The sequence below is a fragment of the Dawidia cretensis genome, assembly GCF_018598175.1.
Lineage (GTDB): Bacteria > Bacteroidota > Bacteroidia > Cytophagales > Cyclobacteriaceae > Ohtaekwangia > Ohtaekwangia cretensis.
The window spans coordinates 152,308-176,768 of record NZ_JAHESE010000005.1; the positions used below are offsets into that span (position 1 = coordinate 152,308).

The following is a 24,461-nucleotide window of genomic DNA, read 5'->3' on the forward strand; positions in this document are numbered from 1 at the left end:
TTATAGTTTTATATCAAAATGTTAATGATATGAACGATGATTCGCAACAATCCAGTGAGCGGGCCTGTCAGCATGAATTCATCAAACAAATTGCCGTGCTCCTGACGAACCTGAAGGCTCCCGTATATATTCAGTCGGTGGTACATTCTATCGACGGCCTTTCCGCGTTGCGGGATGTTTTGCCGGAGTTGCGTTATATCAACCAGTTGTTATATCACCAGGATATCATTCTTGAAGCCTACGGTGCCTCCGAACGCATCATTGGCTACACCATTACCGACGAACAGTTTTACGAGACCGCTATCAAAAAAGCACTGGAGCTGGAAGACTATGAAAATGCGGCGGTGTTGAAGAAGGCACGCGAATACTATCTCCAGTGTGTTCAACAAATCGAAAGTGTTAAAAATTAAGACCAACGGATAGTAAGTGTCAAAAAAAGACCGCCAGATAGCGCTTCCCATTAATCCACACCCTTTATCGCACTTGAAACCAGTGATGGCCGTAACCTTTAACGGTCAGCTGAACTTTGCCATTTTTGACGGGCAAGCGCTGCCCTGAAAAGAGGTCGATGAGAAATTTCCCCTGACACGCCAACTCCGTTGTAGCCTGTCCGCCAGCGAAGTTGTGGACGGTGAGAATGGTTTCACTGTCGTCGGTGAATTGGGTCATCAGGAGGCCCGGAGCTTTGTGTTCGGGCATTATCCACTTTCCAAGGCCGATGGCCGGATGTTCTTTGCGAAGTTGGATCAACGTCGTTATCAACGTTAATAGTGATGCCGGGTCGGCGCGTTGTGCCTCCACATTGACTTTGCGATAATCATATTCACCCGCGTCGATCACCGGGCGGAACGGTTTGGTGGTGCTAAAGCCTGCATAAGCTTCGTCCGTCCATTGCATCGGGGTTCGCACAGACAGGCGCTCTTTTAATTGTAGGTTGTCGCCCATGCCAATCTCTTCGCCGTAGCGTATGACCGGTGTGCCGGGAAGAGCAAACAATAAACTGTACGCCATCGCAAGTCGTTGCTGATTGTTTCCCAACATAGGCGCCAGTCGCCGGCGTATACCCCGGTCGTAGAGCTGCATGTTTTTGTCCGGCCCCATGGCAGTATAGATTTTTTCGCGTTGTGCAGTTGTAAGACGGCCCAGGTCGATTTCGTCGTGGTTGCGCAGGAAATTTGCCCATTGCGCGCCTTCAGGAATATCGCGTGTTTGCTCCATTGCGCGTACAAGCGGCTCCAGCTCACCCGTGGCCAGCGCGTAAAAGAGGTGCTGATTTACAAAGAAGTTGAACATCATTTGCATTCCGTTGCCGTCCTTGCCGAAGTAGTCTTTATTTTCGTCGGGCGCGACATTCGCTTCTCCCAGTAAGATTGCTTCATGGCCGTGCAGTTGCACATGCCGGCGAAGTGCCATCAGCTGATTAAACCGATGGTCTGGTTGCTCTACATTTTTTCCATCCACTTCGATAATGAACGGCACGGCGTCCAGACGGAATCCTGAAAAACCCTGATTCAGCCAGTAGCCTATAACGCGTTTGCTTTCGGCTTCTACCAGCGGGTTGCTATAATTTAAGTCCGGTTGGAAGTCATAAAAGCGGTGGTAGTAATAGGTGCGTGATACAGAGTCCAGTGTCCATGTTTCCTTTTGCACGCCGGGAAACACCATGCCTTTGTCCGCATCGGCGGGGCGTTTGTCGCGCCACACGTACCAGCTCCGATACGGTGAACGCTCACGTTGACGGGCAGATTTGAACCAGGGGTGTTCATCGGAGGTGTGGTTGATCACCAGGTCCATGATCACCCGTATACCACGCTGCCGGGCCTGGAACATGAATTCGGCAAAATCGCCGGCGCTGCCGAGTCTTGGGTCGACGCCATAGTAGTTGGTAATGTCATAGCCATCGTCGCGATCGGGGGTGGGCTGGAACGGAGAAAGCCATAGAACAGTCACACCCAATCCCTGGAGGTAATCCAGTTGTTGAATCACGCCGTTAAAATCTCCCATGCCATCGCCATTGCTGTCTTTGAAAGTGTCAACGTCCAGTGCATAGACAATGGCGTTGCGATACCAAACATATTCCGGGGTGGGTTGAGCGCATACCGGGGAGATTAGCCATGTCAGCCAAAGGCACGCCAGGCAGGCAAGATAACGTTGGCGATAGAAGCGCATAAGATTATCGCGATTAGCCATTAACAATTTCACCTCCATTGGGATGTAGAATCTGCCCCGTCATATAGGAGGCATCTTCACTGGCCAGGAATAAATAGCAAGGAGCTACTTCCGCCGGCTCGCCGGCTCTGCCCATGGGCACATCGCTTCCAAACTGCGATACCTTCTCAGGGTCAAAAGACGATGCGATGAGCGGCGTCCAAATCGGTCCCGGAGCGACACCGTTCACGCGTATTTTACGCTTCACCACGTTGGAGGCAAGACTGCGTGTAAAGCTTACTATCGCCCCTTTCGTAGCGGCGTAGTCGATTAGTTTATCGCTGCCGCGATAGGCTGTCACGGAGGTAGTATTAATGATGCTGCCACCTTCGGGCAGGAAAGGCAGCGCCGCCTGTGTTACCCAAAAATAAGGAAACACATTTGTCGTGAAGGTCTTTACCAGCTGGTCAGCAGAAATGTCTTCGAGCTTCTCGCACTCCCAATGCAGGGCCGCGTTGTTTACCAGGATGTCTAATTTGCCAAAGCGATTCATCGTTTCTTGTACCACTTGCTGGCAATGCTTTTCGTTGCCCAGGTCGCCGGGGATCGTAATGCATTCCCCATATTCTTCCACTAACCGCCTGGTTTCCTCAGCGTCGCCATGTTCGCTGAGGTAGGCAATCGCCACATCGGCGCCTTCTTTAGCAAAAAGTACCGCCACCGCACGGCCGATGCCACTGTCGCCGCCGGTAATCAGCGCAACTTTCCCCGCCAATTTACCAGAACCGGGTTGACTACCCTCCGTTTTGGGGTTCGGGGACATGCGCGATTGATCGCCTGGGCGTGGCTGGCTCTGCGGCTCGCGTAACGGTTTTTCTTCTCCTTGTTTTTGCATAATAATGATGGGCTTTGGGACGTTTAGAGAAAAAGGTATACCACTTGCCGGCCACAGTAGACACGAATTGATTGGGTACCCGCTTGTACCCCACGATCAGTTATAGTAGCTATTTCTCTACAAGCGTGTCAGAAATGGAACCGCTATACTGTCAGGATAGGCATTCGACGGAAATTATCGACGGCTCAACCCTCCTGGTAGAAAGACCTATACCGTGATGGAACAGTATTTTGAGAGAGACACTTATAAACTATACTACTATGAAAACTTCCATAAAAGCTCCGATCCTGCCAACCTGGAAACATATTGGCGTTGTAACCCTCATTTCGGCTCTGGCTGCATCGTTATTGGTAGTTCTGCACTAAAGGCTATTCTATCGGAAACAGGATGGGTAAACGATTATATACCGCGACACGCGGGCATAGCGCCCTGCGTGTCGCTTGTATTTTATAGGGTTAATGATTAGACAACAGCGATACTGGGATGGCACACCTGTGCATAAATTTCGTTCACCCGATGAGCCGTTTTGTCCCAGGTGATCGTCTGAACCTCCGCCTGGCTGTTTTTCTTGAGGGTAGAAGAAAGGCTCTTGTATTTTAAGATTGTGGCCATCGCGTTCGCCAGTGCGTCCACGTCCCAGAAGTCTACTTTAATAGCGCTGTCCAGTACCTCGGCTACACCCGACTGCTTCGAGATGATTACCGGCACACCGGCCTGGATGGCTTCCAATGGTGTAATGCCGAAAGGCTCGGAGACAGACGGCATCACGTAAATGTCTGTGAGGGCCAGGACTTTGTTGATTTCCTGTTTCTTGAGAAATCCGGTATAGTGGAAGTGCGACGACATGCGTAGGCTGGCGACACGCTCGATCACGGCGGGTAACATATCGCCGGAGCCGGCCATGACAAAATGCGCATCGGGGAAATGCTGGTGCACTTTGCGGGCCGCTTCGACAAAATAGAGGGGCCCTTTCTGGTGCGTTATTCTTCCGAGAAATGTGATGACTTGTCCTTGCATCGGGTGCCACACGCCATTGCGATCATGGGTTTCAGCAATAATGCCGTTGTGTACCACGGAGATCTTGCCGGCAGGAATGCCGTACTTCGCGATGATTATATCTTTTGTCCACTGGCTTACCGCGACCACATGGTCGGCCTTCTCCATACCTTCTTTTTCCAGGGCATGTACACCAGGATGTCCGGTGCCGCCCGCCCGATCAAACTCGGTTGCATGAATGTGTACGACTAACGGTTTGTGGCTCGCGGCCTGTGCCGCCAGTCCGGCCGGTATCGTCATCCAGTCGTGCACATGGATCACGTCAAAGTCCTGGCGTTGGCCGATGATGCCGGCCACCTCGCCATAGCGTGATACCTCCAGCAACAGCTGGTCACCGTAACCACCTTTGAACGCGTACCGTGTGCGTTCCTCTGCGCCCGGCACGGTCACCTCGGTTTGCTCAATTTCCAACGTGGTACCGGGTTCATATACCGGATAACTCCAGTGTTCGATCCCACGCGCTTGCTCCGCGGCCTGTGTCATACCATAGGGCGACAGCGTGGAGGGCACCTCAAACGTTGTGATACCTTCTTCATGGCGAACGTTAATAATCTCCCGGATACGGGAGGACTGTACGATCAACTTTTGGTCGCGGCGCAAGGGCACGTCGACCTCGCTGGCGCTTACTAATTCAACCGCCTTGTCAGGCTCGTCGCCAAATGTTTTTGGCACAACGAACAGGATATCGGTCTTTTCCTTTTTTAACGATGTCGTAAGGCCGTAGCATGCCGTACCCAATCCGCCGGAGATGTGTGGAGGAAATTCCCACCCGAACATCAGCACCTTCATAATTTTTTGCCTCTGTGTGTTTTATTGATTATTGGACGAAATCCGCTAAATAGCGCACAAGTATAAATCAAAATTAAGGCCACGTCGCGCCGTGCTGTACCTGCCTGTGGTTGAAGTTACTCATTTTTGTGGGGAAAGTAACATGTGAATGTAGCTCCTTGTCCTTCTATTCCGCGGGCGGTGATAAATCCATCGTGATTCTCCATGATCTTCCGGCAAATAGCCAGTCCTATACCCGTGCCGTCGTATGCGGGCGATTGGTGTAGTCGTTGGAAAATTTTAAACAGCTGGTCGGCATACTGCTGATCGAATCCAATGCCTTCGTCGGCAACGTTTACGGCAAAGTAAGCCTGGCCGGGCTTCGCCGAAGCGTGTGCTACCGTGCCGGTCTCAACAAAGTCTGTGGTAATACAAATGCGGGGCGCGGCATCGGTACGACGAAATTTCAGTGCGTTGCCAATGAGGCATTGGAACAACTGACCAAGCTGTAAGACATTGCCATATAACATCGGCAACGTGTCGTACTCGATCTGCGCCTGTGTGGTCCGAATGCTCTCTTCCATGTCGAGCAGGCTGGCCTCTAAGATTTCGGACATGTTACATAAACGTTTTTGATGGAACTGGCTTGTGCTGGTTTTTGAGAAGTCTAACACACCGTCGATCAGGGCATCCATGCGTGTGGCGGCACCGATAATTTTCTGTCCCCAGGCTTTGCCCTTGTCGGACAAGTGTTGTTCCTGTTCTACCAGCAGGTCGGCAAACGTACGAATCTTGCGCAGCGGCTCGCGCAGGTCATGGCTGGCGACAAACGCAAAATGGCTGAGCTCCTTGTGCAACGTTTCCAGGTTGTTATTCTTTTGCAGCAGCATCGCATTGAGATCTAAAAGCTCCTGCTCATTTTCAGTCAGACGAAGCTCGGCCTGCTTGCGGGCGGTGATGTCGTGGTAGATCACGACCACGCCATCGTCAAGCTTGGAGATCATGACGTGTAGCCAGGTGTTCGTACCGGGGAATGGAGCCAACTCCACCTCTAGCGGCCGGCCCGTACGGGCCACACTGATATACCGATTGAACAAACCGTTCTTTAATGCCACCGGATATTCTTGCAGCAAGCGCTTGCCGAGCAAATCCTGACGTTGTAAGAACAGACCTGTGCGGTGGTTGTAATATTTCCAGGTGAAGTCGACGATCTCATACCGGTGGTCATACACGCACTCCAACACCTCGATGCAGGCGATGGAGGTGTCGAATACCGTCTGCAGCAGGTCATTGGTTTCTTTAAGCTTCTTCTCGCTGGTAAATTGCTCGTGTACGTCGGTGAGTGTGCCGATCCACATATCCACGGCACCGTCTTCGTCGGTCACCGGCAAGGTCATGTCCAGATGCCAGCGGTATTCACCTGCCGCGTTTCGCACCAACATCTCGCCTGAATAAGCTTTGCCTGCGGCGATGTGATCCGACCATTTGTGGCGGATTTCGATGCTCTGTGAGGGATGAAAGACATCGGAATTACGATGATCGAAGTCGACACATTGCTCGGGTGACAGTCCGGTATAACCGTACCATTGATCATTAAACACGGTCGCGCCTGTTTTGAGATCGTACACCCACACCAGGTGTGGGATAGCATCGAGGCTTTTTTTGTACAGATCCTTTTGATGACGCAGCGCCACTTCTGCGCGTTTGCGTTCGGTGATAGGCAGCGAAGAAGAAATCACGCCATCGCCAAATTTGACAAGCGATATATCCTGCCACGACTCGGCGCCACTATAACTATAGCGTGTTTCAAAGCGTTGGGGCTTTCCGGTATATAATACTTCCTCCATGCGATGCCAGAGCTCGTGCGTGCGAATATCCGGGAACAATACCGATAAATGCCGGCCGCGGGCTTGCTCGGTAAGGCCTGTGGACTTCAGAAAAGCTGGGTTGATGATGTTGAGGATGAAATCTTTTACAGTACCCTGACCGTCGCGCAACGCTTTTTGAAAGCTGAGATTTACCTGTACGCCTTCAAAGATACCGCTCAGTAGCTCGTAGCTTTCCTGTAAAGCACGGCTTCGCTCCAGGATGCGTTGTTCAAGCTGGTGGTTCACGGTCTTGAGCTGTCGCTCCGATCGCGTACGGGTCTGAGCCAATTCCAAGCGCGTTTTGACGCGGGCTAACAACTCGCGCGGCGAAAAAGGTTTGATTAGATAGTCGTCGGCACCTTGCTGTAATCCTTCCAGTCGTGCCTTTTCAGACGCATGGGCCGAGAGCAGGATGACCGGTATATGGCTGCCTTCCCGACTTTCGTGAATGGTCTGCATCAGCTTAAGCCCATCCAGACCGGGCATCAGCACGTCGGCCAACACCAGGTCGGGTAGCATACCCTCCCGTAGCAAGGATAATGCGTGAATGCCGTTTTCTGCCGTTAAAACTGTATAGTGCGGTTTCAGCAGATCTGTCAAATATGTACGCATATCGCGATGGTCCTCCGCCAGCAGTACCACGGGTCTGGACGTCTTCCGTGCATCGCTCTGGTCTGTTTCGATGGGTGAGGAGTCCTGCGGCAATTCAGCCTGAGGTTGCCACTGGGCAGCCGTGTCGGCGAGGGAGCGGGGGACGCGCTCGTCTCGCTCCTGTATTCGGTAGGGGGGGAGGTGGTCCTTGCCCGCCGGAATTGTTATATAGAAGTGTGCACCCTCACCCGGTGTGCTTTCAACGTGTATACTACCGCCATGTAACACGACCATTTCTTTCACCAGCGCCAAGCCCAGACCTGAACTTTCTTCTATTCGTGCAGGCATACCCTCGATGCGGCCAAAGCGTTCAAAGATTTGAGGAATGGCATCTGCCGCAATGCCGGGGCCTGTATCATGTACGCCGAATACGGCCGTATCGTTTGTAAACCGCATCGTTACAGTAACAGAACCTTCGAGGGTAAACTTAAAAGCGTTGGATAGAAGATTGAGAACAATCTTCTCCCACATATCGTGGTCGATATAAAAGGCCGTGTCGACCGTTGGTATATCGATCGTAAACATCAGACCCGCTTTTTCCATTGCGGGCTGGAAGGTTGCCGCGATGTCGGCAGTGAATTGTGAGAGGTTGGTAGGGCGATACGCCGCCACCACTTGCCCCGCTTCGATGCGGGACAGATCCAGTAGTGTGTTTACCAGCTTCTGTAACCGCAGCGCATTGCGATGCGCCATTTGCAGCTTCCGCGTATCCTCGGTAGTAAAGCGCCCACCATGCTCCAACATCTCTTCCAGCGGATTTAATAGCAACGTCAGGGGCGTACGGAACTCATGACTGACGTTGCTGAAGAAGGCGGTGCGTGCTGTTTCCACAGCCGCCATGGTTTCGAGCTCGTGCTTTTGTTGTAGCGACTGGCGGCGAAAGGTAACGTCTTCTACCATTACACACACGCCGTCGTGCAGTCTGACGGCAATCCACCGGTACCAGTTATTGAATCCCTCTTCATTATAAAAATGTTCGCGGTCCAGCGGCAGACCTGTTTCCACGGTATTAATAAAGTCATCGAACAGGCCCATGGACCGGGTATAGGGAAACTCCTGTAACATACGTTTACCTGGTAGCTCACGGTGCGTCAGCTTTTCGCTCGCGGCGTTGCCCAAAGTATATTCAAAGTCTATGATGGTACCTTGCTCGTCCCGTATACTGCGCAAGGTCATTAAGGGAAGAGGCGAGGTATGAAGTACTGTTTCCATGAGCTCCTGATTTTCCCGCAGCGCGCGCGCCATTTTGCGTCGTGGTAATTGCAACGTTCCAAATCCATGCAGCATCCGGGTATATCCGGAGGAATGAATGATGCGACAATGATAGTCGGAGCTTTTGCCGCTGCGTAGCCGCACCATAATATCCTGAAGGGCCATTACATCGTCGGGATGTACCAGGTAGTGTATGCCGTCCAGGGCAATCAGTAAGTCAAAGCTTATGGGTAATCGGTTCAGATCTTCCTTGAGCGGTTGTCCATCCTCGGGATCGAGGTGCCAGGGCCCTTGCAAGGTGAATGTTTCAACAGGGGTAATAATCGATAAAGTATACTGGTTATGCAGTGTACGGGGGGCATAAGTCGTTGGCTCCATGGAGTGAATCACTTCATTTCAATTTATCCTGAACAGTTTCAAGCAAGTACAAGCAGGAGGGTTTCCTTTTTTTTCATCGTGGCTAACGGTTATGTGAATATAGAATTGTAAACGGTACGGATCAAAATCGTAATCAAAATAATTTAGAGGCCTTAATGTGTTCTAACATCGGGCTGTTGCATAGCGTGTTTTTTTTCCGGTATAAATTTCATGCCAGGGCAAAAAGTACAAGACGGTGCCTTCGTCTCACGCGGCGTACTGGCGGTACACGCCAGTACGGACGTGATAGAAAAAGTAGGTGTCAATGGAGGGGTGCCTGGCAAAGACGCTACGCCGGCTGCGTTATCATAATGTGAGCCCGGTGCCAGGCGAGGTGGGTTACCCGAAAGCTTGCTACCGATTGCGTCATTATTTTGGGAGTGGCGCCATGACGCAATTGCACGTCGTGTTAAAAGCACGGGGTATCCGGCATTGCTGAAGAGCAAATCTGAAAGCAGCGAGGAAGCGAAAGAAAATTGCCCTGTGTTGCATGTGGCCGGCGTGTCCGCATCGTTTCTGGCGCCGCCGCTGTAATAATCGTTCGAAAGACGTGTTAACAGCAAGGAAACACTGGTAACGATGACGGTAATATTTTATAGATAATTCTTAACCGAGGAATTGTTGCCACGTATATGTCTGTTGTAATAGTCTCACACACAGTATACTGCCAGCAAGCAATATACTTCAATATATACAGTATAAGTTTCTGCGGGGCCTCCTATACCTGGAAGGCCAGGGTGTTGATCGAGGAAGGGTTGGTAATGAGGCCTCCGCAGTGCTTGTTCGGTGCCTGGCTGACAAATAACACATTAAAATGATACCTACCCTTGAGAACTTGGTAAAAGACGAGCAGGCATTCCTGAATGCCAGCGTAAACGCCACGGCGGCGAACGTTCGTTTCGCCGTATTGGATAAAGACTTCCGTATTGCCTGGGTAAGCGCCCAGTTTCGTGAGACATTCGCCCGCACAGAACAGGACCTGATCGGCACGCCACTGGCCAACCTCGACGGTCTGCTGAATACCTCCATATTTCAAACACTTTTTCCGATCGTATCCACTGGCGTGCAGTGGTCGGGTGAGATACGGTACGACACGCCGGTCGGCGATCGCGTCTGGCTTCAAACACACTTGCTGCCCGTACACGCCGGCCAGGGGCCTGCCCACACGCTATACCTCTTCCTGATCAACGACATTACCGATACCAAAGTAGCCCTTCAGGAAAAGCAAGCCGCGTTAACCGATCTGCGGTATAGCGAAGCCCGCTACCGTGCTCTGATCGAAAATCAATCAGACCTGATCGCGCTGTTTAATGCGCACGGTGATCGCATCTATGTCAATTCGCAGTACCAGGATTTTACCGGTAAAAGTTTCGTCGAAATTATAGGGACCAATATATACGAGTTTACGCTCAAAGGGGTGCCGCTCTCCTTCATCCGGCAGGCATTTCTGCTGACACCCGATAACCCCGAGATATCGAAAGTATTCGAGCTGGAGAATGCCCGGCATGAAAAGCAATGGATACTCTTGTACGTGCGCGGAATATTTGATTCCTTTGGAACCTTGTACGAGTTCATGAGCATCGGCCGGAACGTGACGGACCTTAAGCATGCAGAGCTGCAAAAAACAGACTACATCGAGGCGCTGGAACGCATCGCCTTCATGACGTCGCACCGTGTCCGCAGTCCCATCAGCACCATGCAAGGCTTGTTGGAGCTGCTGCGGATGGACGCCATCGACACCGACCAGTGGGACCTGGTGCGCCATGCCTTAAAGCGGTGTGTTGATGACCTGGACAAGTACAGCCGCGAGCTGGGTGATTTTATTTATCACCAGCAGTTCCATAACTAATCCTGGGATGAGCCTATTCAAGCAGTTTACACACAAGAAGATCGGTATTGTAAAATTTGATGCCGCCACAACCTTGCCGGAAGTGGCCCTGACCGACAAAAGCTACAATCGGATTTTATTCTTGCGCGCGGGTTCTGCGTTGCGTGTCGATTTTCAGAAACATACCCTGCGGCAGGACGCGTTATTTTTTATAGGCTCCAATCAGTTTTTTGAAGTGGAAGACAATAATCGTTTTAAGGGATATGTGATATACTTTAATCGCGACTTCTACTGCATACAGATACACGAGAAAGAAGTATCGTGCGATGGAATTTTATATAACAACGTCTACGGCACCTCTGCGGTGACGCTCACCAAAGAACATGCGCGCACCATGGAGGCGATTCTCGAAGAGATCGCAGAGGAGATGCAACGCGACGACACGGCAGTAGAAGAGATGCTGCGAATTCTCGTCAAGAAGGTCATCATTAAATCGACCCGGCTCTGGAAAGAAAATGCAGGCTATGCACAGCAGGACGATCAGCCCGAGGCGGAATTTCTTCGTCAATTCAGTCAACTGGTGGAAAGTCACTTTCGGAAACGCCATGGTGTAGCCGATTATGCCGACCTGCTCAACATCACACCCAAAGCGTTGAGTAAACGGCTGAACCGTTACCGGTCAGAGACACCGAATGATATTATTAAAGATCGGATCATGCTGGAAGCGAAACGCCTGCTGTTGTATACCGATATGACGGTAAAAGAAATATCATACAATCTGGGCTATGAAGATCCCGCTTATTTTAACAGGTTGTTTGTTAAAACAACGGGTATCGCACCGGCGGAATTCAGACGCCAGCCCAGTGGAGTTGTCAAACAGGCGGGATAACGTAAGTTATTATTTTTTGTTTCACCACATTCGGTGAATGCCTGAGGCCTGTGATGCGTAGGCATAATCTTGCGGTGAATGTGCAGGCGTTCGCGACAACATAGCATTACCTTATTTTTTGGCGTTGCTATTATTGGTTATTACTCTGCCAATTCGTAAAATCGTTATACAAAACAGCACGGATGCGCGGAACTTTCTGTAGTGCACATTGGTTTCATTTCAAGGGCACTCACCAAAACCAACAGAGCATGAACAAGAGTTTGTTTTTGGCAGACGACGACATAGACGACCGTATGTTGTTTGAAGATGCGCTGAATGAAGTATATACCGGCGTAGACCTGATACTGGCTATCGACGGTGAAGAGCTGATGCAAAAGTTACAGCAGCGGCTGCCGTCGTTGCCCAGCCTGGTCTTCTTAGACATCAACATGCCTCGCAAAAATGGGTTTCAATGTTTGCGTGAAATGCGCGAGCGGACATTGCTACAGGATATACCTGTCGTGATCATCTCTACCTCGAACGAGGAAAGAATTATTGAGGAGTCGTATAGCCAGGGCGCGAATTACTACATCTGCAAGCCCAATAGCTTTGAAAAGCTAAAGCAGGCTATTCACGATGTGCTGAGTCTGGACTTACAGTTGCGGGCAACGCAACCTTCCAAAGAAGAATTTTTATTGCAATACTAGAATGTCAGCACGAATGTCTCGCGTGACGAAGGATGGGCAGCACTCCAGTCGACGCGGCAGAAATATTCTACGGCTGATTTAAGCACCTCAAAAGAGGGTGGTTTCGATATATAGTGACTTGCGCCCGAGCGGTGTAACATGTCGATTGTGGCGACATCGTCAGACGTAGACAACACGACAATCGGCATGTCTTTAAACGGCGCTCGTTGGCGCAGCTCTTCCAGACAGGCAAAGCCATTCTTACGGGGCATGTTGAGATCCAGGAACAGCACCGTAGGCCGCTCGGGCAACAGTCCATCGAGGACCTCCATGAGCTGCTCGCCGTCAATGGCCATCGTTAGCCGTGTGTCCCGGCTTACTTCCCGTAGCGCCTCCTGGAAAAGCATTCTGTCGTCATCGTCGTCATCTGCTAATAAAAGATGCTTTCCCATCTGTTTCAACTCGGGGATAAATGTACACACAAAAAACGCAATTCAAGACCAGGGGTAGGGGGTATTATTTTATCAAAAAAATAAGTAGGTTCAGCATACGATATGCTGGATGCAGGCAGGGCAAAAAATATCCTTGTTCATGAGAGACCCCATTGTATTAGTAGACGACGATACCGACGACCGCGACCTTTTGGCGGAGGTCCTGGAGAAAATAGGCCAAAAACGAGAGCTGGAGCACTTCGAGAATGGTAAGGAGGCCCTGGAGTATTTACGTGTTACCACAGATAAGCCTTTTATCATTATTTGCGATTTGAACATGCCCATCATGAATGGGCTGGAGCTAAAACGTGAAATTCAGCGCGACGACTATCTCCGCAACAAGAGTATTCCATTTGTTTTCTTTTCGACTGCCGTGGCACCGGCTACTGTGATGGAAGCATATCACTTGTCCTCCCAGGGCTTTTTTCTAAAAGAACCTTCGTTCCGGGAGTTGGAGGAAACAATGAGTCTCATTTTCCGGTATTGGGCCAAGTGTAAACATCCCAATGCCGTGCGATAACGTTGAATACCGGACCGTAGATTTACAGGAGGCCAGCGCAACCGTTGCAGTACTGGCAGGGCATTTTCGGAAAAATCATTATTAAAGAATAAAGAAAGGAATGCTATGAAGCGTGTATTATTAGTTGATGACGACAGCATTTTTAATTTTCTAAGCTCCAAGACGCTGCAGCGCATGGGCCTTGCCAGCGACATTCACATGGCCGTAAACGGAGCAGAAGCGCTCAAGCTTTTTAATGATTACTACCAGGGAGCAAAGGCCTTGCCCGACGTGATCCTGCTTGACCTCAACATGCCCGTCATGGATGGATTCGGTTTTCTGGAAGCGTTCCGTCGGTTGCGTATACCGGGCAAAGAACATGTAAAGATCTTTATCGTTTCCTCTTCCGACGATCCGGGCGATCGTCAACGGGCAAAGGAGCTGGGAGCGGATTATTATCTGACCAAGCCGTTGCAAGAGCAGAGTCTGCGGCTGGCGTTAGAAATGGGGTAGTCGTCCGGGAATTCCCGGAGTTGTGTGTTTCACTGAAATCGTTATCTTTAACGCCACAACGTGTATGTATGGCGCAGAGGTTTTTTCTGGCGGATGACGATGATGACGACCGCCTGTTGTTTGAAGATGCCCTTCGTGAGCTCTCTATGGAGACGAGCCTCATCATGGCAACAGATGGTGTTGACTTGATGGAGAAGCTGGAGGAGACCGTCCCGCCGCCACCCTCCGTAATTTTCCTGGATATAAACATGCCTCGTAAAAACGGTTTCGAATGCCTCATGGAAATGAAGCAGATCGAAAAATTTCGTGATATACCCGTCGTCATCTTTTCTACCTCGAATGAAGACAGCACCATTGATCGTACGTACCGCCAGGGTGCCAGCTTTTACATTCACAAACCGCGATCGTTCGAGAAACTGAAATCGGCTATTCAACAAATAATAGCCATTGATTGGAGCTTGCAAACGATGCAACCCAGCAAAGAAAAATACGTGCTTCATTTTTAAGCACGGCACACGCAAAAGACGCGGCCAGCCGTGTCGCACGTGTACGGATATATCGTTATCTTGATACTTCAAATTTGGTGACCATGGATCTCTCTACGCTGGACTTTGCACAGGCCAGAACGAAGCATATATTATTTAAAACGCAGCTTCGTTCAATCTTATATCACGGCCAGACAGACCAGCAACACGTATCGTCACATACTGCCTGTGCGCTGGGTGAGTGGATCTATGGGCTGGCACTGGCCGCCTACGGTTATATACCGGAAGTGGTCGAGCTGGAAAAAGTTCACCGCGACATACACCTGGCCGCGGCTCAGCTGATCGATCTCTATCATCTCGGACACGTGGAAGAGGCGCGTGCCGGTTTTACCTCGGTGGAGATCATGGCTGCCAACCTCATGCTGCTGCTGTCGGTTGTCGAAAATAAGATTGGCCCCGGGCAGACAGGATCCGACCTGGCGGGTGCATCGGAACGACTCACCATCTCGTACGAAGAGCTGCAGCAATTGCGTAAGATTCTGCACGATCTCGACGAGCGAATCAGCGAGGAGACCGTGCAGACGTTGCGCGCGCGGCAGATAGCCACGGCAAACGAGCATAAGTTCCAGCACTCGCTTATGCAGATCCAGGCCGCCGAGCAGCGCTTGCGGCTTGCTGTAGAAGCCAGCGATATGGGCACCTTCGACTGGGATCTGGAAAACCAGGAATTTTATAGCTCGCCTCGTCTGGTGGAAATATTTGGCTTTTCGGCAAAGGATGTTGTTACGCACCAGCAGTTGATCGCTGCGCTGCATCCCGGCGACCTGCACATTCGCGAGAAAGCCATTCGTACATCGTTTGCCACGGGTGGCCTGTCATATGAGGCGCGTATTGTCTGGCCCGACAGCTCCGTTCACTGGGTGCGGGTACACGGCAAAATCGTACATGATGCCGACAGCAAGCCGCTGCGGATGTACGGCACGGCGATTGACATCACACAACAGAAGACTTTTACAGAGGCGTTGGAGATCAAGGTAAAGGAACGCACCGCCGAGCTGGAGAAGTCAAACAACGCATTGCAGAAATCAAATGAAGAGCTCGCTCAATTTGCTTTTGTGGCCAGCCACGATTTGCAAGAGCCTTTGCGCAAGATCCAGACCTTTGCCACCCGCATACAGGCCACCGAGACCGCGCTGACCGACCGCGGTAAGGATTACTTCCGACGCATGCAGCAAGCGTCGATGCAAATGCAGCAGCTCATTGCCGACGTACTTTCCTACTCGCGCATGAACGCCACCGAACAACACGTTGAAGTTCTGGGGCTTGGCGCGTTACTGACGAAAGTGCAAGAGCAGCTTAGCGAGCGCATCGAGACCGTAGGCGCAACGATCGAAGCAGACGCATTGCCGATGTTAAAAGTCATACCCTATCAATTCGAACAGCTGCTCTCCAACATCTTATCCAATGCGTTGAAGTATATAAAGCCGGGCGTGCCGCCGCGCATTGTCATCACTGCGGACACGGTGCCAGGAAAAGCGATCGATCCGCTGGCTGGCGAAGGAGTGTATCACCGCATCACCATCACCGACAATGGTATTGGCTTCGAGCCGCAATACAGCGAGCGCATTTTCCAGGTATTTCAACGCCTGCACGGCAAGCACGAATACGAGGGCACCGGCATCGGCTTAGCCATTTGCAAGAAGATCGTGGACAATCACCACGGCTTCATCACTGCCGCCGGCGAGCCTGGACACGGGGCTACGTTTACAATACACCTGCCCGTGTGAATTTTGCTTACTGTTTTCGCGGTGTCCCCCGCTGCATCGCCTGATGGTGAATGCTTTCAAACAGCGCCCGCAACTTCTCACTAAACGTCGGTAAGTCGCTGGGCTTTACCAGAAAAGCAGTAGCGCCCAACGCCATACATTCTTTGATGTCGGCATCCGACGTAGACGTAGACAGCATCACCACCGGCACATGGTCATACCGTGTGTTGGCCCGTATGTGCTGCAGGCATTGTTTGCCGCTGATGCGCGGCATATTGATGTCGAGAAATATATAATGTGGTGGATCACTTTGTTCTAACAGATCCAGGCCATCCTGCGCGTTGACCGCAGAAATACATTCAATCTCATCATTTATTTGTAACAGTACTTCGGCCAAAACAAGGATGTCATCCTCGTCGTCGTCGATGTACACTAAACGTTTGCTTTTAGACATCTTCCCTCGGTCGCTGGTTGGTGTGGTACTAATCAAGATACACATTTGCACACAGACAAAAATGGAGATCCATATAAAAACATATGTTTCCTGGGACGGGAGGCACCTATTTGCAGTGAACGGCTCATTAGTAACTGTAGCGGCGACACCTAAGGTGCAGGTTTGCTTCCGTGCAGAACGCCGTCAAAGATATGAGCTTACGGAATTACCTGTATATTTGCAGAAATCCTAATACGATATCGCATGACAAGGCTGGAATTTGAAAACCTCCCGCTAAACGATAAAGCCAAGTGGGTCTGGGAAAATGGCATATACCTCGAGACCATGGCGCATGGAACCTTCAAAGTAAACCTGTATGCCGTTGGTAAAGATTTTATTGAGGTTTATTTAGACGACGCCACCAACGAAGTCGACAAGATTGCCCTGGCCGAGGCCGGCGATGTAAACAAATACCTGGACAAGATCGAGTTGCCGGGAGATGGCAGGTAACCCCTTGTACTCCGGCGGGTGGCATAATTTTTTGACGCCGTTTTGGTAAAAAGGTGACGACCATCTTAAAAGAAAACCACGGCACAGACTTTACCTGGATCGATCTGGCGCAGCCGGAAAAAAAAGATTTGCAGGAGATCGCCACAAAGTATGGATTACACCGTACCCTGGTGGAGGACTCGCTGCAACCGGCACACTTGCCCAAATACGAGCAAACCGACTCCGTGCAGTTTGTCATCCTGCGCGCTTATGCCGACAATATCGACAAACGCGCCGACTCCATTCAGGAGGTGACGGACAAGATCGCAGTCTTCATCAAGCCTGAAGTGATTATCACCATACACCGTGCCGACTACGACTTTTTGGCGCGTATAAAAGACAGCTATGTCGACACCGGTCAGTGCAGCTCGCCCTATGAAATTTTGCAACGCATTATCGAATATGTGCTGGCTACGTATGAGATGCCGCTGAGCAAAGTCATTGAGGATATTGACAATTTCGAGCCGCAAGTTTTTTTGCAAGAGCACCGAAAGAGCATGCTAAAAAGCTTCTATTATCTCAAACGTCGCGCCTCGGTAATCTCCAGGGTATTAGACCTGACACGCGTCATTCTTGACAACTTGCAGAAGCAGCTGCCTACACCCGAGCTGAACGACCTGAAGGACTCGTTCGTGCGCCTGCAGACCATGAGCGCGCATATACAGGACAGTCTGACGAGTTTATTGAACATCTACATTTCCCTGAATTCGCAGCGGGCGGGCGAAGTGATGCGTGTGCTGACATTGTTCTCTGCCTTCTTTATGCCGCTTACGTTTATCGTGGGCATTTATGGCATGAACTTTCAGCATATGCCCGAGCTAACCTGGTGGCTAGGCTACCCGGCTGTGCTGCTGGCCATGGTCGTCGTAACCCTGGTAATCTATATATGGTTTAAACGAAAGGGCTGGTTATAACGTATGAAAAACGCACCCCACTATATCATAGGAATAGGATCCTCTGCGGGCGGCCACAGCGCGCTGAAAGAATTTTTCCACGACATACCGCCGGGACTGTCTGCGGCTTTTATAGTGGTCACGCATTTGCTGCGCGACCACCACAGCATGTTGCCGGAGATCATGGAGAAATATGTGGTGATGCCGGTGGAGCGGATTCATGGCATTGTCGTTCCGGAAGCCGGTCATGTATATGTCATGCCAGAAGACGTGCTATTAGAGATAAGACAAGGTACATTATACCTCACACCCCGACCGGAGGATTATGTGTGGAACCAGGCCATCAACGTCTTTTTTACATCGCTGGCCGAGGACCAGCGCGAGCATGCCATCGGCGTCGTTCTCTCGGGTATGGGCACAGACGGCGCGGAGGGTTCGCTCATGCTCTACCGGCATGGTGGTGAGGTATTGGTGCAAGAGCCGGCGTCGGCACAGTTTGACTCCATGCCCAAGGCTACTATCCGGACGGACCACCCCGACCTTGTGCTGCCGCCACGGGAACTGGGACAACGCCTGGCCGCGATGCTTCAGGTCGGCCACCAGACTCATACGGGCGCCTAAATTTTACTGACAGGAAACAGAACAAAAAACGCATGCGTTCGGTTGTGGTAACGCACACAGCCCTTTTAATACGAAACGTGCCCGCATGCGCTCTGATCTACAGCTGGTTAACCAGCGCCTGACGAAATATACCCTAGCCGGTAAGACTACGCTTTCCTTCCGGAACTTTTATTCACACCTCCGGCATCAACATGCCTCGGAAAGAGGTATACGTAAACAGCAGCTGGAGATCTTCATTCAGCAGTTCGAGGCACATCCCGCGTGGCTGCAACCGATTGATCTCGATCGTGTGGCCGACTATAACGCACTGTTTGACCTGATCCACGCTGCTGTTGAGCCAACCGCCAACGAAACCGAAGCCAGACTGTGGGGGCTGGGGGCACCACTGTGGCCGGCTATCTTTTACGGCACCGACGCGTTTTACAATCTGATCGACAAACGTGTACGCGCCCGGATACCCGACTCGCTGAAATTTTCGGAAGACGAGACGATTGACAAGTGGCACTATGAATTTGTCTACTCGTTTATCCTGCGCAAGGTGTTTAACCTGCCGATCCTCCCGCACGAAGACCTGACATATTCTTATATAGACGAAGACACCGGCCTGCTGAAGTACCTGGCCGTACGGTCGGACATGCGGTATGTAGAAGTACAACAATTACAGCCGCTACCCAACCTCGACACCGGCAAACTGGCGAACGCCCTGGACTGCGCACTAACCGGATACCTGCAGGAAAAGCTGCCCATGGACGCCTTTCACTTCGAGGGGTTTGCCATCCTGACGGTAGAGGATGTTACCACGGAGAAGATACTGGAAAACATCCGTAACACCATGTTGGAGCATGACCCCGCCGAGACGGGGGTCATCTATCGCCAGGTGTTGACGTTGCTCAAGTCGCTGGTCGGCAACAGCGCCATCCAGTTTGGTATGCTGCCCATGGTGGAGCTCAATGGTCACCTGCTGTCGTCATATGAAAACGACCCTTTTAGTATTCTGGCGAACACGGCCAGTAAACTGTCCATTCCCCAGTCGGTTTTCCTGGACTACATGAACGGCTACCGCGCCAAGCCCAAGTCGTTGGTGTTTCATGCCACGGATGCAAAAGAAAACATCTCGTGGTTCGACCAGCTTTTTCAACATACGGGCATGCAGTCGCTGGCGTTGATCCCGGTCTTTCACAACAACACCCTGGTAGGTATACTGGAAGCGTACAGCGACCGTGCCGGCGTGCTGCAAGAAGCAAATCTGAATCAGCTTGAAAACGTGCTTCCCCTGCTGGCGCAGCTGTTGCAAAAGAGCATTCTCGATTTTAACGCGTACATGGATCACACCATTAAAGATGTCTTTACGCCGCTACAACCGTCCGTCGAGTGGAAATTCCGCGAGGCGGTGTGGCAATATCGTAAAGACACGTTCTTTGGAGCCCGTCGCCATACCATTCCTACCGTATCCTTCGAAGATGTATACCCGCTTTACGGAGCAATCGATATTCGTAACTCGACCATCGAACGCAACATTGCATTGCGCGCCGACCTGATTTTTCAAGTGAAGCTTTTACTACATACCCTGGACGAAATCGATACACAGATCGGCCTGCCCGGTATAGACGAGCTGATTCTCAAATCGAATATCTGGCGTGGCCGGGTGGAGGATCAATCCATCCACGTCGACGAGACGGCGCTGAAGAATTTTATCGAAGAGGAAGCGTTACCATCACTACGCATCCTGCACGACGAGCAGCCTGGCCTGCAAGCGTTGATCAAAACATTCCTGGATGCCAATAATGAACAGACGGGCGCCGTATTCCAGCACCGACGTATGCTGGAGGGGTCGATGCAACGCATTAACACCGCGATCAGCGAGCACCTGGAATTATTCCGCCGCGATTTAAGTAAACTATATCCGAACTACTTTGAGAAGTTCCGGACCGACGGCGTAGAGTACGACGTTTACATAGGCCAGTCTATCGCACCAACCATTCCCTTTGAGCTGGCTCACGTCGACACTTTTCAACAGCGACAGCTTCGGTTCATGGCGTCCATATCCCGCATCACGCGCCGACTCATGCCCCGCATGGAAGTACCCTTGCAAACCACGCAGCTGATCTTTGTCCACCCCGCCACGATCGACATCAGCTTCCGCAACGACGAACGCCGCTTTGATGTGGAGGGTACCTATAACATTCGTTATCAGATCATCAAAAAGCGAATCGACAAAGCAAATGTCAAAGATACACGGCAACGATTAACACAACCGGGCAAGATTGCCGTTGTTTTTTATCGCAACAAATTCGTGACCGAGCGCTTTAAGCATTACATCCAGGAACTGCAGCAGGAGGGATTGTTAAAGAATGATCTGGAGGAGTTGGAACTTGAAGAGCTGCAAGGTATACATGGGTTGGTGGCCCTTCGCGTTGGTGTGCAGTAAGCTAAGCCTTCTCCACAATCAATGAAAGTAGTCGCTCCCCCGGTCCGGTAGTGCCGCTAACAACAAGCGGCTCGGACACAATGCGTGCTGCAGCCTCCTGTCCCTCGTATACAATTTTGACAGAAGTTCCTTTTGCATAAGTTTTTACCTCGCTCTCGGGTACAGAGACACGTACTTGTACAGAATTGCCTTCATTAAAATCACGAAAGGTGATTTTGTCACTTTCAGAAATGCTGATCGGTTTCATAGCCATCGGAAGTTTAAAATCGAACAATTAGTAAGGAAAGAGGCTGCTTTATGTTGTAAAGCAGCCTCTTCTTACGTTAATCTCGTCTCCTTTCGCCGGCATTATCCGGATCAAGTTTCAGGATCTGTTCTCAGATACAGGGTTCTGTACCACTCCTGTCAAGACTAACTACTTCCTGTAGTATAAATACTGTGCCATCCCCGTTTCCTGCGTCATTTCGCTCGTCCGGCAAAGTCGCTGAGGAAATAACGCGACCATCAAACAAGAGTGATGCAGATTGTTCACAATTTGTAGATCAATTCGTTGTCAAAAATTGCCGCAACATATATTGGAGAATGCCCTTGTTGCGGTAATAGTCAATTTCGATTTTGCTATCCAACCGGCACCGCACTTTAAATTGCTTGCTGCTACCGTCTTCCGCTGTTGCGGTGATCGTTAGTTGTTGTCCCGGTTTGATTGCATCGGTCAGCTCAGGGATATCAAATGTCTCGCGCCCGGTCAGGCCAAGCTGTTTATAACTTTCCCCTTCCAGAAATTGCAACGGCAACACACCCATGCCCACCAGGTTGCTGCGGTGAATACGCTCATAGCTTTCCGCAATTACCGCGCGGATGCCCAACAGAAATGTACCCTTCGCGGCCCAATCACGCGATGAGCCACTACCGTATTCTTTGCCCGCCAGCACCAGCAATGGTGTGTCGGTCTCTTTATACTTCATGGCAGCATCGTACACCGTCATTTCCTCCCCGGAGGGAATGTGCTGTGTGAAACCACCCTCTTTCGTTGCCAGCTGGTTTTTGATCCGCACGTTGGCGAACGTTCCGCGGATCATGACTTCGTCGTTCCCACGACGCGAACCGTATGAGTTAAACTGGTCTTTCGGTATGCCGCGACTCACCAGGTATTGCCCCGCAGGTGACTTCTCATTGAAGCTACCTGCCGGCGAGATGTGATCGGTTGTGATCGAGTCGCCCAGCACGAGCAGTGCCTGACCTTTTACAATCGGCTTAATCGGTTCGACTGTTTCGGGCAGGTTGACAAAGAATGGCGCTTCCTTCACATAGGTGGAGGCAGGATCCCATTTATAGGCCTTTGTCTGCGGTGCTGACAGTTTCTGCCACTGCTCGTTGCCGTCGAAGATCTCGGCGTAGTTCTTTTTATAAGAATCTTTCTTCACTACGCGGCTCACCGTGCTGTGAATCTCTTCATCGGAAGGCCAGATATCTTTGAGGTATACTGGCTCGTTACGATCGTTATAGGCCAGCGGCTCCTGTGTCATATCGATGTCGATGCGGCCGGCAATGGCGTACGCTACCACCAGCAGCGGCGACATGAGGAAGTTCATCTTTACCTGCGGATGAATACGCGCTTCGAAGTTACGGTTACTGGACAACGCGGCGCCCAGGATTAAATCATGCTCTTGCATGGCGGCAGCAATCGGGTCGGGCAGCGGGCCTGAGTTGCCGATACACGATGTACACCCATACCCCACCACATTGAACTTCATTTGCTCGAGCTTCACCAGTAAGCCGGCTTCACGCAAATAATCGGTTACAACCTTTGAGCCGGGCGCAAGACTGGTTTTCACCCAGGGCTTTACGCGAAGGCCCTTGGCCAGCGCTTTCTCGGCTAACAGTCCGGCACCGATCATCACGTCGGGGTTGGAAGTGTTGGTACAGCTGGTAATAGCAGCAATAACAATGGCGCCATCGCTCAGGTGAAAGGTTTGGTTATCGTACGTTACTTCCACGGTATGGATATCCGGATGATTGTCAGGGGTGATCGACTTCACTTGTGAGGGGTCCACATTGCCCCCCTCACCGCTCCAGCGATTCAGCGGTCGGTCACTAAACGTGACATACCGCCGGCTGTAGGTCTTTTCGATATACTCGGTTACGGTCTGCTTTGTCTCGCGGAGCAGAATCTTGTCCTGGGGGCGGCTGGGGCCAGAGATGGTAGGCTCTACCGTAGAAAGGTCAAGCGTCACGACATCGCTATAGGTAATGGCGTCTTCATTTTCACGCCACAACAAATTCTCTTGTGTATACTTTCGCGTAAGCTCGATAACCTCTGCGGGACGGTTGGTTTTTTCCAGGTAGTCCAACGTCTTTTCGTCAATGGGAAAGTACGTTACGGTACACCCGAACTCCGGCGACATGTTGCCGATCGTAGCGCGGTCCGGAACAGAAAGTGTATTGAGCCCATCGCCAAAGACTTCGACAAACTTGCCCACCACTTTTGTCTTGCGCAACAGCTCGGTGATCGTCAGTACCAGATCCGTGGCGGTGGCCCCTACGGGCAGCTTGCCGGTAAGCTTGAGCCCGATCACTTCGGGCAAGGAAAAGAATTGAGGTTGACCAAGCATGGCGGCTTCTGCTTCAATACCGCCTACACCGTACGCTACAATACCCAGACCGTTGACCATGGGTGTGTGCGAATCCGTGCCGATGCAGGAGTCGGGAAAGACTACGCCGCCACGCTGCACGACGCAGGTAGAAAAGTATTCCAGGTTCACCTGGTGGCAAATGCCCATACCCGGGGGTACGACGGAAAAATTGTCTACTGCGCTTTGCGCCCATTTCAGGAACCGGTAGCGCTCGCTGTTGCGCTCATATTCTTTCTCCACATTCAGGCGGTAGGCATCGTTGGTACCGTAATAGTCGACAAGCACGGAGTGGTCGATCACCAGGTCTACCGGTATGAGTGGATTGATCCGGGCAATATTTTTCCCCTTGCGGGCCATCTCGTCACGCAAGGAAGCAATGTCTACAATGGCCGGCACACCGGTGAAGTCCTGCATCAGCACGCGGGCAGGCATGAACGGGATCTCTTTATCTTCGGGTTTGGGCGACCAGCCCAGGATCGTTTCGATGTGCTCCTGGGTGGTGACATAACCGTCGTAATTCCGTACGGCATTTTCCAGCAACACACGAATCGAAAAAGGCAGGCGCTCGATGGCGTGTCCCTGCTGCTGCAAGGCTTTCAAACTGTAATACGAATGCCGTTTGTCTCCGACGGTCAATTCTTTTTTGGCGTGAAAATGATCCTGATTTGTCATAAGCTATACTTACATGGGCGTTTTAAGCTACATTTTTTCTTAGGGTAAACAGCGTTGACGGCTTCTTTTCTCCCCATCCGC

General features: G+C 51.2%; 21 protein-coding genes and 1 riboswitch. Of the genes, 13 read left to right on the forward strand and 8 right to left on the reverse strand.

Going from position 1 to position 24,461, the window contains the following annotated elements:
* Positions 1-29 precede the first annotated feature (29 nt).
* On the forward strand, positions 30-410 hold the full coding sequence (locus KK062_RS08065) for a hypothetical protein (protein ID WP_254083763.1): 381 nt from the start codon (positions 30-32) through the stop codon (positions 408-410).
* 64 nt (positions 411-474) lie between these two features.
* Here the strand turns inward: KK062_RS08065 and KK062_RS08070 are convergent, their stop codons facing one another.
* The 4 genes from KK062_RS08070 to KK062_RS08085 form a co-directional block, all read right to left on the reverse strand.
* Positions 475-2,169 (reverse strand): alpha-amylase family protein, encoded by a 1,695-nt coding sequence (locus KK062_RS08070; protein ID WP_254083764.1) that lies wholly within the window; start codon positions 2,167-2,169, stop codon positions 475-477.
* A 13-nt stretch (positions 2,170-2,182) separates the two neighbouring features.
* Positions 2,183-3,043: an SDR family oxidoreductase gene (locus tag KK062_RS08075; RefSeq protein ID WP_254083765.1), complete on the reverse strand. Its 861-nt coding sequence runs from the start codon at positions 3,041-3,043 to the stop codon at positions 2,183-2,185.
* A gap of 462 nt (positions 3,044-3,505) precedes the next feature.
* Entirely contained in the window at positions 3,506-4,888 is a 1,383-nt protein-coding gene (locus tag KK062_RS08080; RefSeq protein ID WP_254083766.1) for a glycosyltransferase, read from the reverse strand.
* A 116-nt stretch (positions 4,889-5,004) separates the two neighbouring features.
* Positions 5,005-8,976: an ATP-binding protein gene (locus KK062_RS08085; RefSeq protein WP_254083767.1), complete on the reverse strand. Its 3,972-nt coding sequence runs from the start codon at positions 8,974-8,976 to the stop codon at positions 5,005-5,007.
* A gap of 210 nt (positions 8,977-9,186) precedes the next feature.
* Here KK062_RS08085 and KK062_RS08090 point away from each other — a divergent pair, with 210 nt between their 5' ends.
* The 4 genes from KK062_RS08090 to KK062_RS08105 all read left to right on the forward strand — a co-directional run bounded on the left by KK062_RS08090 (position 9,187) and on the right by KK062_RS08105 (position 12,418).
* The gene (locus tag KK062_RS08090) at positions 9,187-9,327 is read left to right on the forward strand and encodes a hypothetical protein (RefSeq protein ID WP_254083768.1); all 141 of its coding nucleotides are present in this window, start codon (positions 9,187-9,189) and stop codon (positions 9,325-9,327) included.
* Positions 9,328-9,829: 502 nt separating this feature from the next.
* Entirely contained in the window at positions 9,830-10,864 is a 1,035-nt protein-coding gene (locus KK062_RS08095; protein ID WP_254083769.1) for a PAS domain-containing protein, read from the forward strand.
* 7 nt (positions 10,865-10,871) lie between these two features.
* Positions 10,872-11,732 carry a helix-turn-helix domain-containing protein gene (locus KK062_RS08100; protein WP_254083770.1) on the forward strand — a complete coding sequence of 287 codons (861 nt, stop codon included), beginning with the start codon at positions 10,872-10,874 and terminating at the stop codon, positions 11,730-11,732.
* Positions 11,733-11,980: 248 nt separating this feature from the next.
* Positions 11,981-12,418, forward strand: coding sequence for a response regulator (locus KK062_RS08105; protein WP_254083771.1), 438 nt, complete (start codon positions 11,981-11,983; stop codon positions 12,416-12,418).
* On the opposite strand, the gene KK062_RS08110 is transcribed toward KK062_RS08105, so the two are convergent.
* Positions 12,415-12,849, reverse strand: a complete 435-nt coding sequence (locus tag KK062_RS08110) for a response regulator (RefSeq protein ID WP_254083772.1) — start codon at positions 12,847-12,849, stop codon at positions 12,415-12,417. The genes KK062_RS08105 and KK062_RS08110 overlap by 4 nt on opposite strands.
* Before the next feature lie 139 nt (positions 12,850-12,988).
* Between KK062_RS08110 and KK062_RS08115 the strand changes: the two genes are divergently transcribed.
* The 4 genes from KK062_RS08115 (at position 12,989) to KK062_RS08130 (ending at position 16,172) form a co-directional block, all read left to right on the forward strand.
* Positions 12,989-13,408: a response regulator gene (locus tag KK062_RS08115; RefSeq protein WP_254083773.1), complete on the forward strand. Its 420-nt coding sequence runs from the start codon at positions 12,989-12,991 to the stop codon at positions 13,406-13,408.
* Positions 13,409-13,513: 105 nt separating this feature from the next.
* Positions 13,514-13,900 (forward strand): response regulator, encoded by a 387-nt coding sequence (locus tag KK062_RS08120; RefSeq protein ID WP_254083774.1) that lies wholly within the window; start codon positions 13,514-13,516, stop codon positions 13,898-13,900.
* Between the two features lie 68 nt (positions 13,901-13,968).
* Positions 13,969-14,406: a response regulator gene (locus tag KK062_RS08125; RefSeq protein ID WP_254083775.1), complete on the forward strand. Its 438-nt coding sequence runs from the start codon at positions 13,969-13,971 to the stop codon at positions 14,404-14,406.
* 83 nt (positions 14,407-14,489) lie between these two features.
* Positions 14,490-16,172 carry an ATP-binding protein gene (locus tag KK062_RS08130; RefSeq protein ID WP_254083776.1) on the forward strand — a complete coding sequence of 561 codons (1,683 nt, stop codon included), beginning with the start codon at positions 14,490-14,492 and terminating at the stop codon, positions 16,170-16,172.
* Positions 16,173-16,179: 7 nt separating this feature from the next.
* Here KK062_RS08130 and KK062_RS08135 read toward each other — a convergent pair whose 3' ends face one another.
* The gene (locus KK062_RS08135) at positions 16,180-16,605 is read right to left on the reverse strand and encodes a response regulator (protein ID WP_254083777.1); all 426 of its coding nucleotides are present in this window, start codon (positions 16,603-16,605) and stop codon (positions 16,180-16,182) included.
* Positions 16,606-16,848: 243 nt separating this feature from the next.
* On the opposite strand from KK062_RS08135, the gene KK062_RS08140 reads away from it, so the two are divergent.
* From KK062_RS08140 to KK062_RS08155, 4 genes are all read left to right on the forward strand, one after another.
* Positions 16,849-17,094, forward strand: coding sequence for a hypothetical protein (locus KK062_RS08140; protein WP_254083778.1), 246 nt, complete (start codon positions 16,849-16,851; stop codon positions 17,092-17,094).
* A 53-nt stretch (positions 17,095-17,147) separates the two neighbouring features.
* Positions 17,148-18,047, forward strand: coding sequence for a magnesium transporter CorA family protein (locus KK062_RS08145; protein WP_254083779.1), 900 nt, complete (start codon positions 17,148-17,150; stop codon positions 18,045-18,047).
* Between the two features lie 3 nt (positions 18,048-18,050).
* Positions 18,051-18,647 carry a chemotaxis protein CheB gene (locus KK062_RS08150; protein WP_254083780.1) on the forward strand — a complete coding sequence of 199 codons (597 nt, stop codon included), beginning with the start codon at positions 18,051-18,053 and terminating at the stop codon, positions 18,645-18,647.
* Between the two features lie 85 nt (positions 18,648-18,732).
* The gene (locus KK062_RS08155) at positions 18,733-21,075 is read left to right on the forward strand and encodes a GAF domain-containing protein (protein ID WP_254083781.1); all 2,343 of its coding nucleotides are present in this window, start codon (positions 18,733-18,735) and stop codon (positions 21,073-21,075) included.
* A 1-nt stretch (position 21,076) separates the two neighbouring features.
* On the opposite strand, the gene KK062_RS08160 is transcribed toward KK062_RS08155, so the two are convergent.
* Together KK062_RS08160 and acnA are read right to left on the reverse strand one after the other, a co-directional pair.
* A complete protein-coding gene (locus tag KK062_RS08160; protein WP_254083782.1) occupies positions 21,077-21,322 on the reverse strand; it encodes a hypothetical protein in 246 nt (81 codons plus the stop codon).
* A 70-nt stretch (positions 21,323-21,392) separates the two neighbouring features.
* Positions 21,393-21,489: riboswitch (TPP riboswitch) on the reverse strand.
* A 128-nt stretch (positions 21,490-21,617) separates the two neighbouring features.
* A complete protein-coding gene (gene acnA / locus KK062_RS08165; protein WP_254083783.1) occupies positions 21,618-24,380 on the reverse strand; it encodes an aconitate hydratase AcnA in 2,763 nt (920 codons plus the stop codon).
* Positions 24,381-24,461: the final 81 nt, after the last annotated feature.

What these genes read in the sequence shown, in the direction of transcription:
- KK062_RS08105 (WP_254083771.1), top strand. Translation starts at nt 11,981, where the DNA reads ATGAACAAGAGTTTGTTTTTGGCAGACGACGACATAGACGACCGTATG.
- KK062_RS08110 (WP_254083772.1), bottom strand. Translation starts at nt 12,849, where the DNA reads ATGGGAAAGCATCTTTTATTAGCAGATGACGACGATGACGACAGAATG.
- acnA (WP_254083783.1), bottom strand. Translation starts at nt 24,380, where the DNA reads ATGACAAATCAGGATCATTTTCACGCCAAAAAAGAATTGACCGTCGGA.
- KK062_RS08135 (WP_254083777.1), bottom strand. Translation starts at nt 16,605, where the DNA reads ATGTCTAAAAGCAAACGTTTAGTGTACATCGACGACGACGAGGATGAC.
- KK062_RS08070 (WP_254083764.1), bottom strand. Translation starts at nt 2,169, where the DNA reads ATGCGCTTCTATCGCCAACGTTATCTTGCCTGCCTGGCGTGCCTTTGG.
- KK062_RS08125 (WP_254083775.1), top strand. Translation starts at nt 13,969, where the DNA reads ATGGCGCAGAGGTTTTTTCTGGCGGATGACGATGATGACGACCGCCTG.
- KK062_RS08130 (WP_254083776.1), top strand. Translation starts at nt 14,490, where the DNA reads ATGGATCTCTCTACGCTGGACTTTGCACAGGCCAGAACGAAGCATATA.
- KK062_RS08155 (WP_254083781.1), top strand. Translation starts at nt 18,733, where the DNA reads ATGCGCTCTGATCTACAGCTGGTTAACCAGCGCCTGACGAAATATACC.
- KK062_RS08160 (WP_254083782.1), bottom strand. Translation starts at nt 21,322, where the DNA reads ATGAAACCGATCAGCATTTCTGAAAGTGACAAAATCACCTTTCGTGAT.
- KK062_RS08115 (WP_254083773.1), top strand. Translation starts at nt 12,989, where the DNA reads ATGAGAGACCCCATTGTATTAGTAGACGACGATACCGACGACCGCGAC.
- KK062_RS08150 (WP_254083780.1), top strand. Translation starts at nt 18,051, where the DNA reads ATGAAAAACGCACCCCACTATATCATAGGAATAGGATCCTCTGCGGGC.
- KK062_RS08080 (WP_254083766.1), bottom strand. Translation starts at nt 4,888, where the DNA reads ATGAAGGTGCTGATGTTCGGGTGGGAATTTCCTCCACACATCTCCGGC.
- KK062_RS08090 (WP_254083768.1), top strand. Translation starts at nt 9,187, where the DNA reads ATGCCAGGGCAAAAAGTACAAGACGGTGCCTTCGTCTCACGCGGCGTA.
- KK062_RS08075 (WP_254083765.1), bottom strand. Translation starts at nt 3,043, where the DNA reads ATGCAAAAACAAGGAGAAGAAAAACCGTTACGCGAGCCGCAGAGCCAG.
- KK062_RS08085 (WP_254083767.1), bottom strand. Translation starts at nt 8,976, where the DNA reads ATGGAGCCAACGACTTATGCCCCCCGTACACTGCATAACCAGTATACT.
- KK062_RS08095 (WP_254083769.1), top strand. Translation starts at nt 9,830, where the DNA reads ATGATACCTACCCTTGAGAACTTGGTAAAAGACGAGCAGGCATTCCTG.
- KK062_RS08120 (WP_254083774.1), top strand. Translation starts at nt 13,514, where the DNA reads ATGAAGCGTGTATTATTAGTTGATGACGACAGCATTTTTAATTTTCTA.
- KK062_RS08100 (WP_254083770.1), top strand. Translation starts at nt 10,872, where the DNA reads ATGAGCCTATTCAAGCAGTTTACACACAAGAAGATCGGTATTGTAAAA.
- KK062_RS08140 (WP_254083778.1), top strand. Translation starts at nt 16,849, where the DNA reads ATGACAAGGCTGGAATTTGAAAACCTCCCGCTAAACGATAAAGCCAAG.
- KK062_RS08065 (WP_254083763.1), top strand. Translation starts at nt 30, where the DNA reads ATGAACGATGATTCGCAACAATCCAGTGAGCGGGCCTGTCAGCATGAA.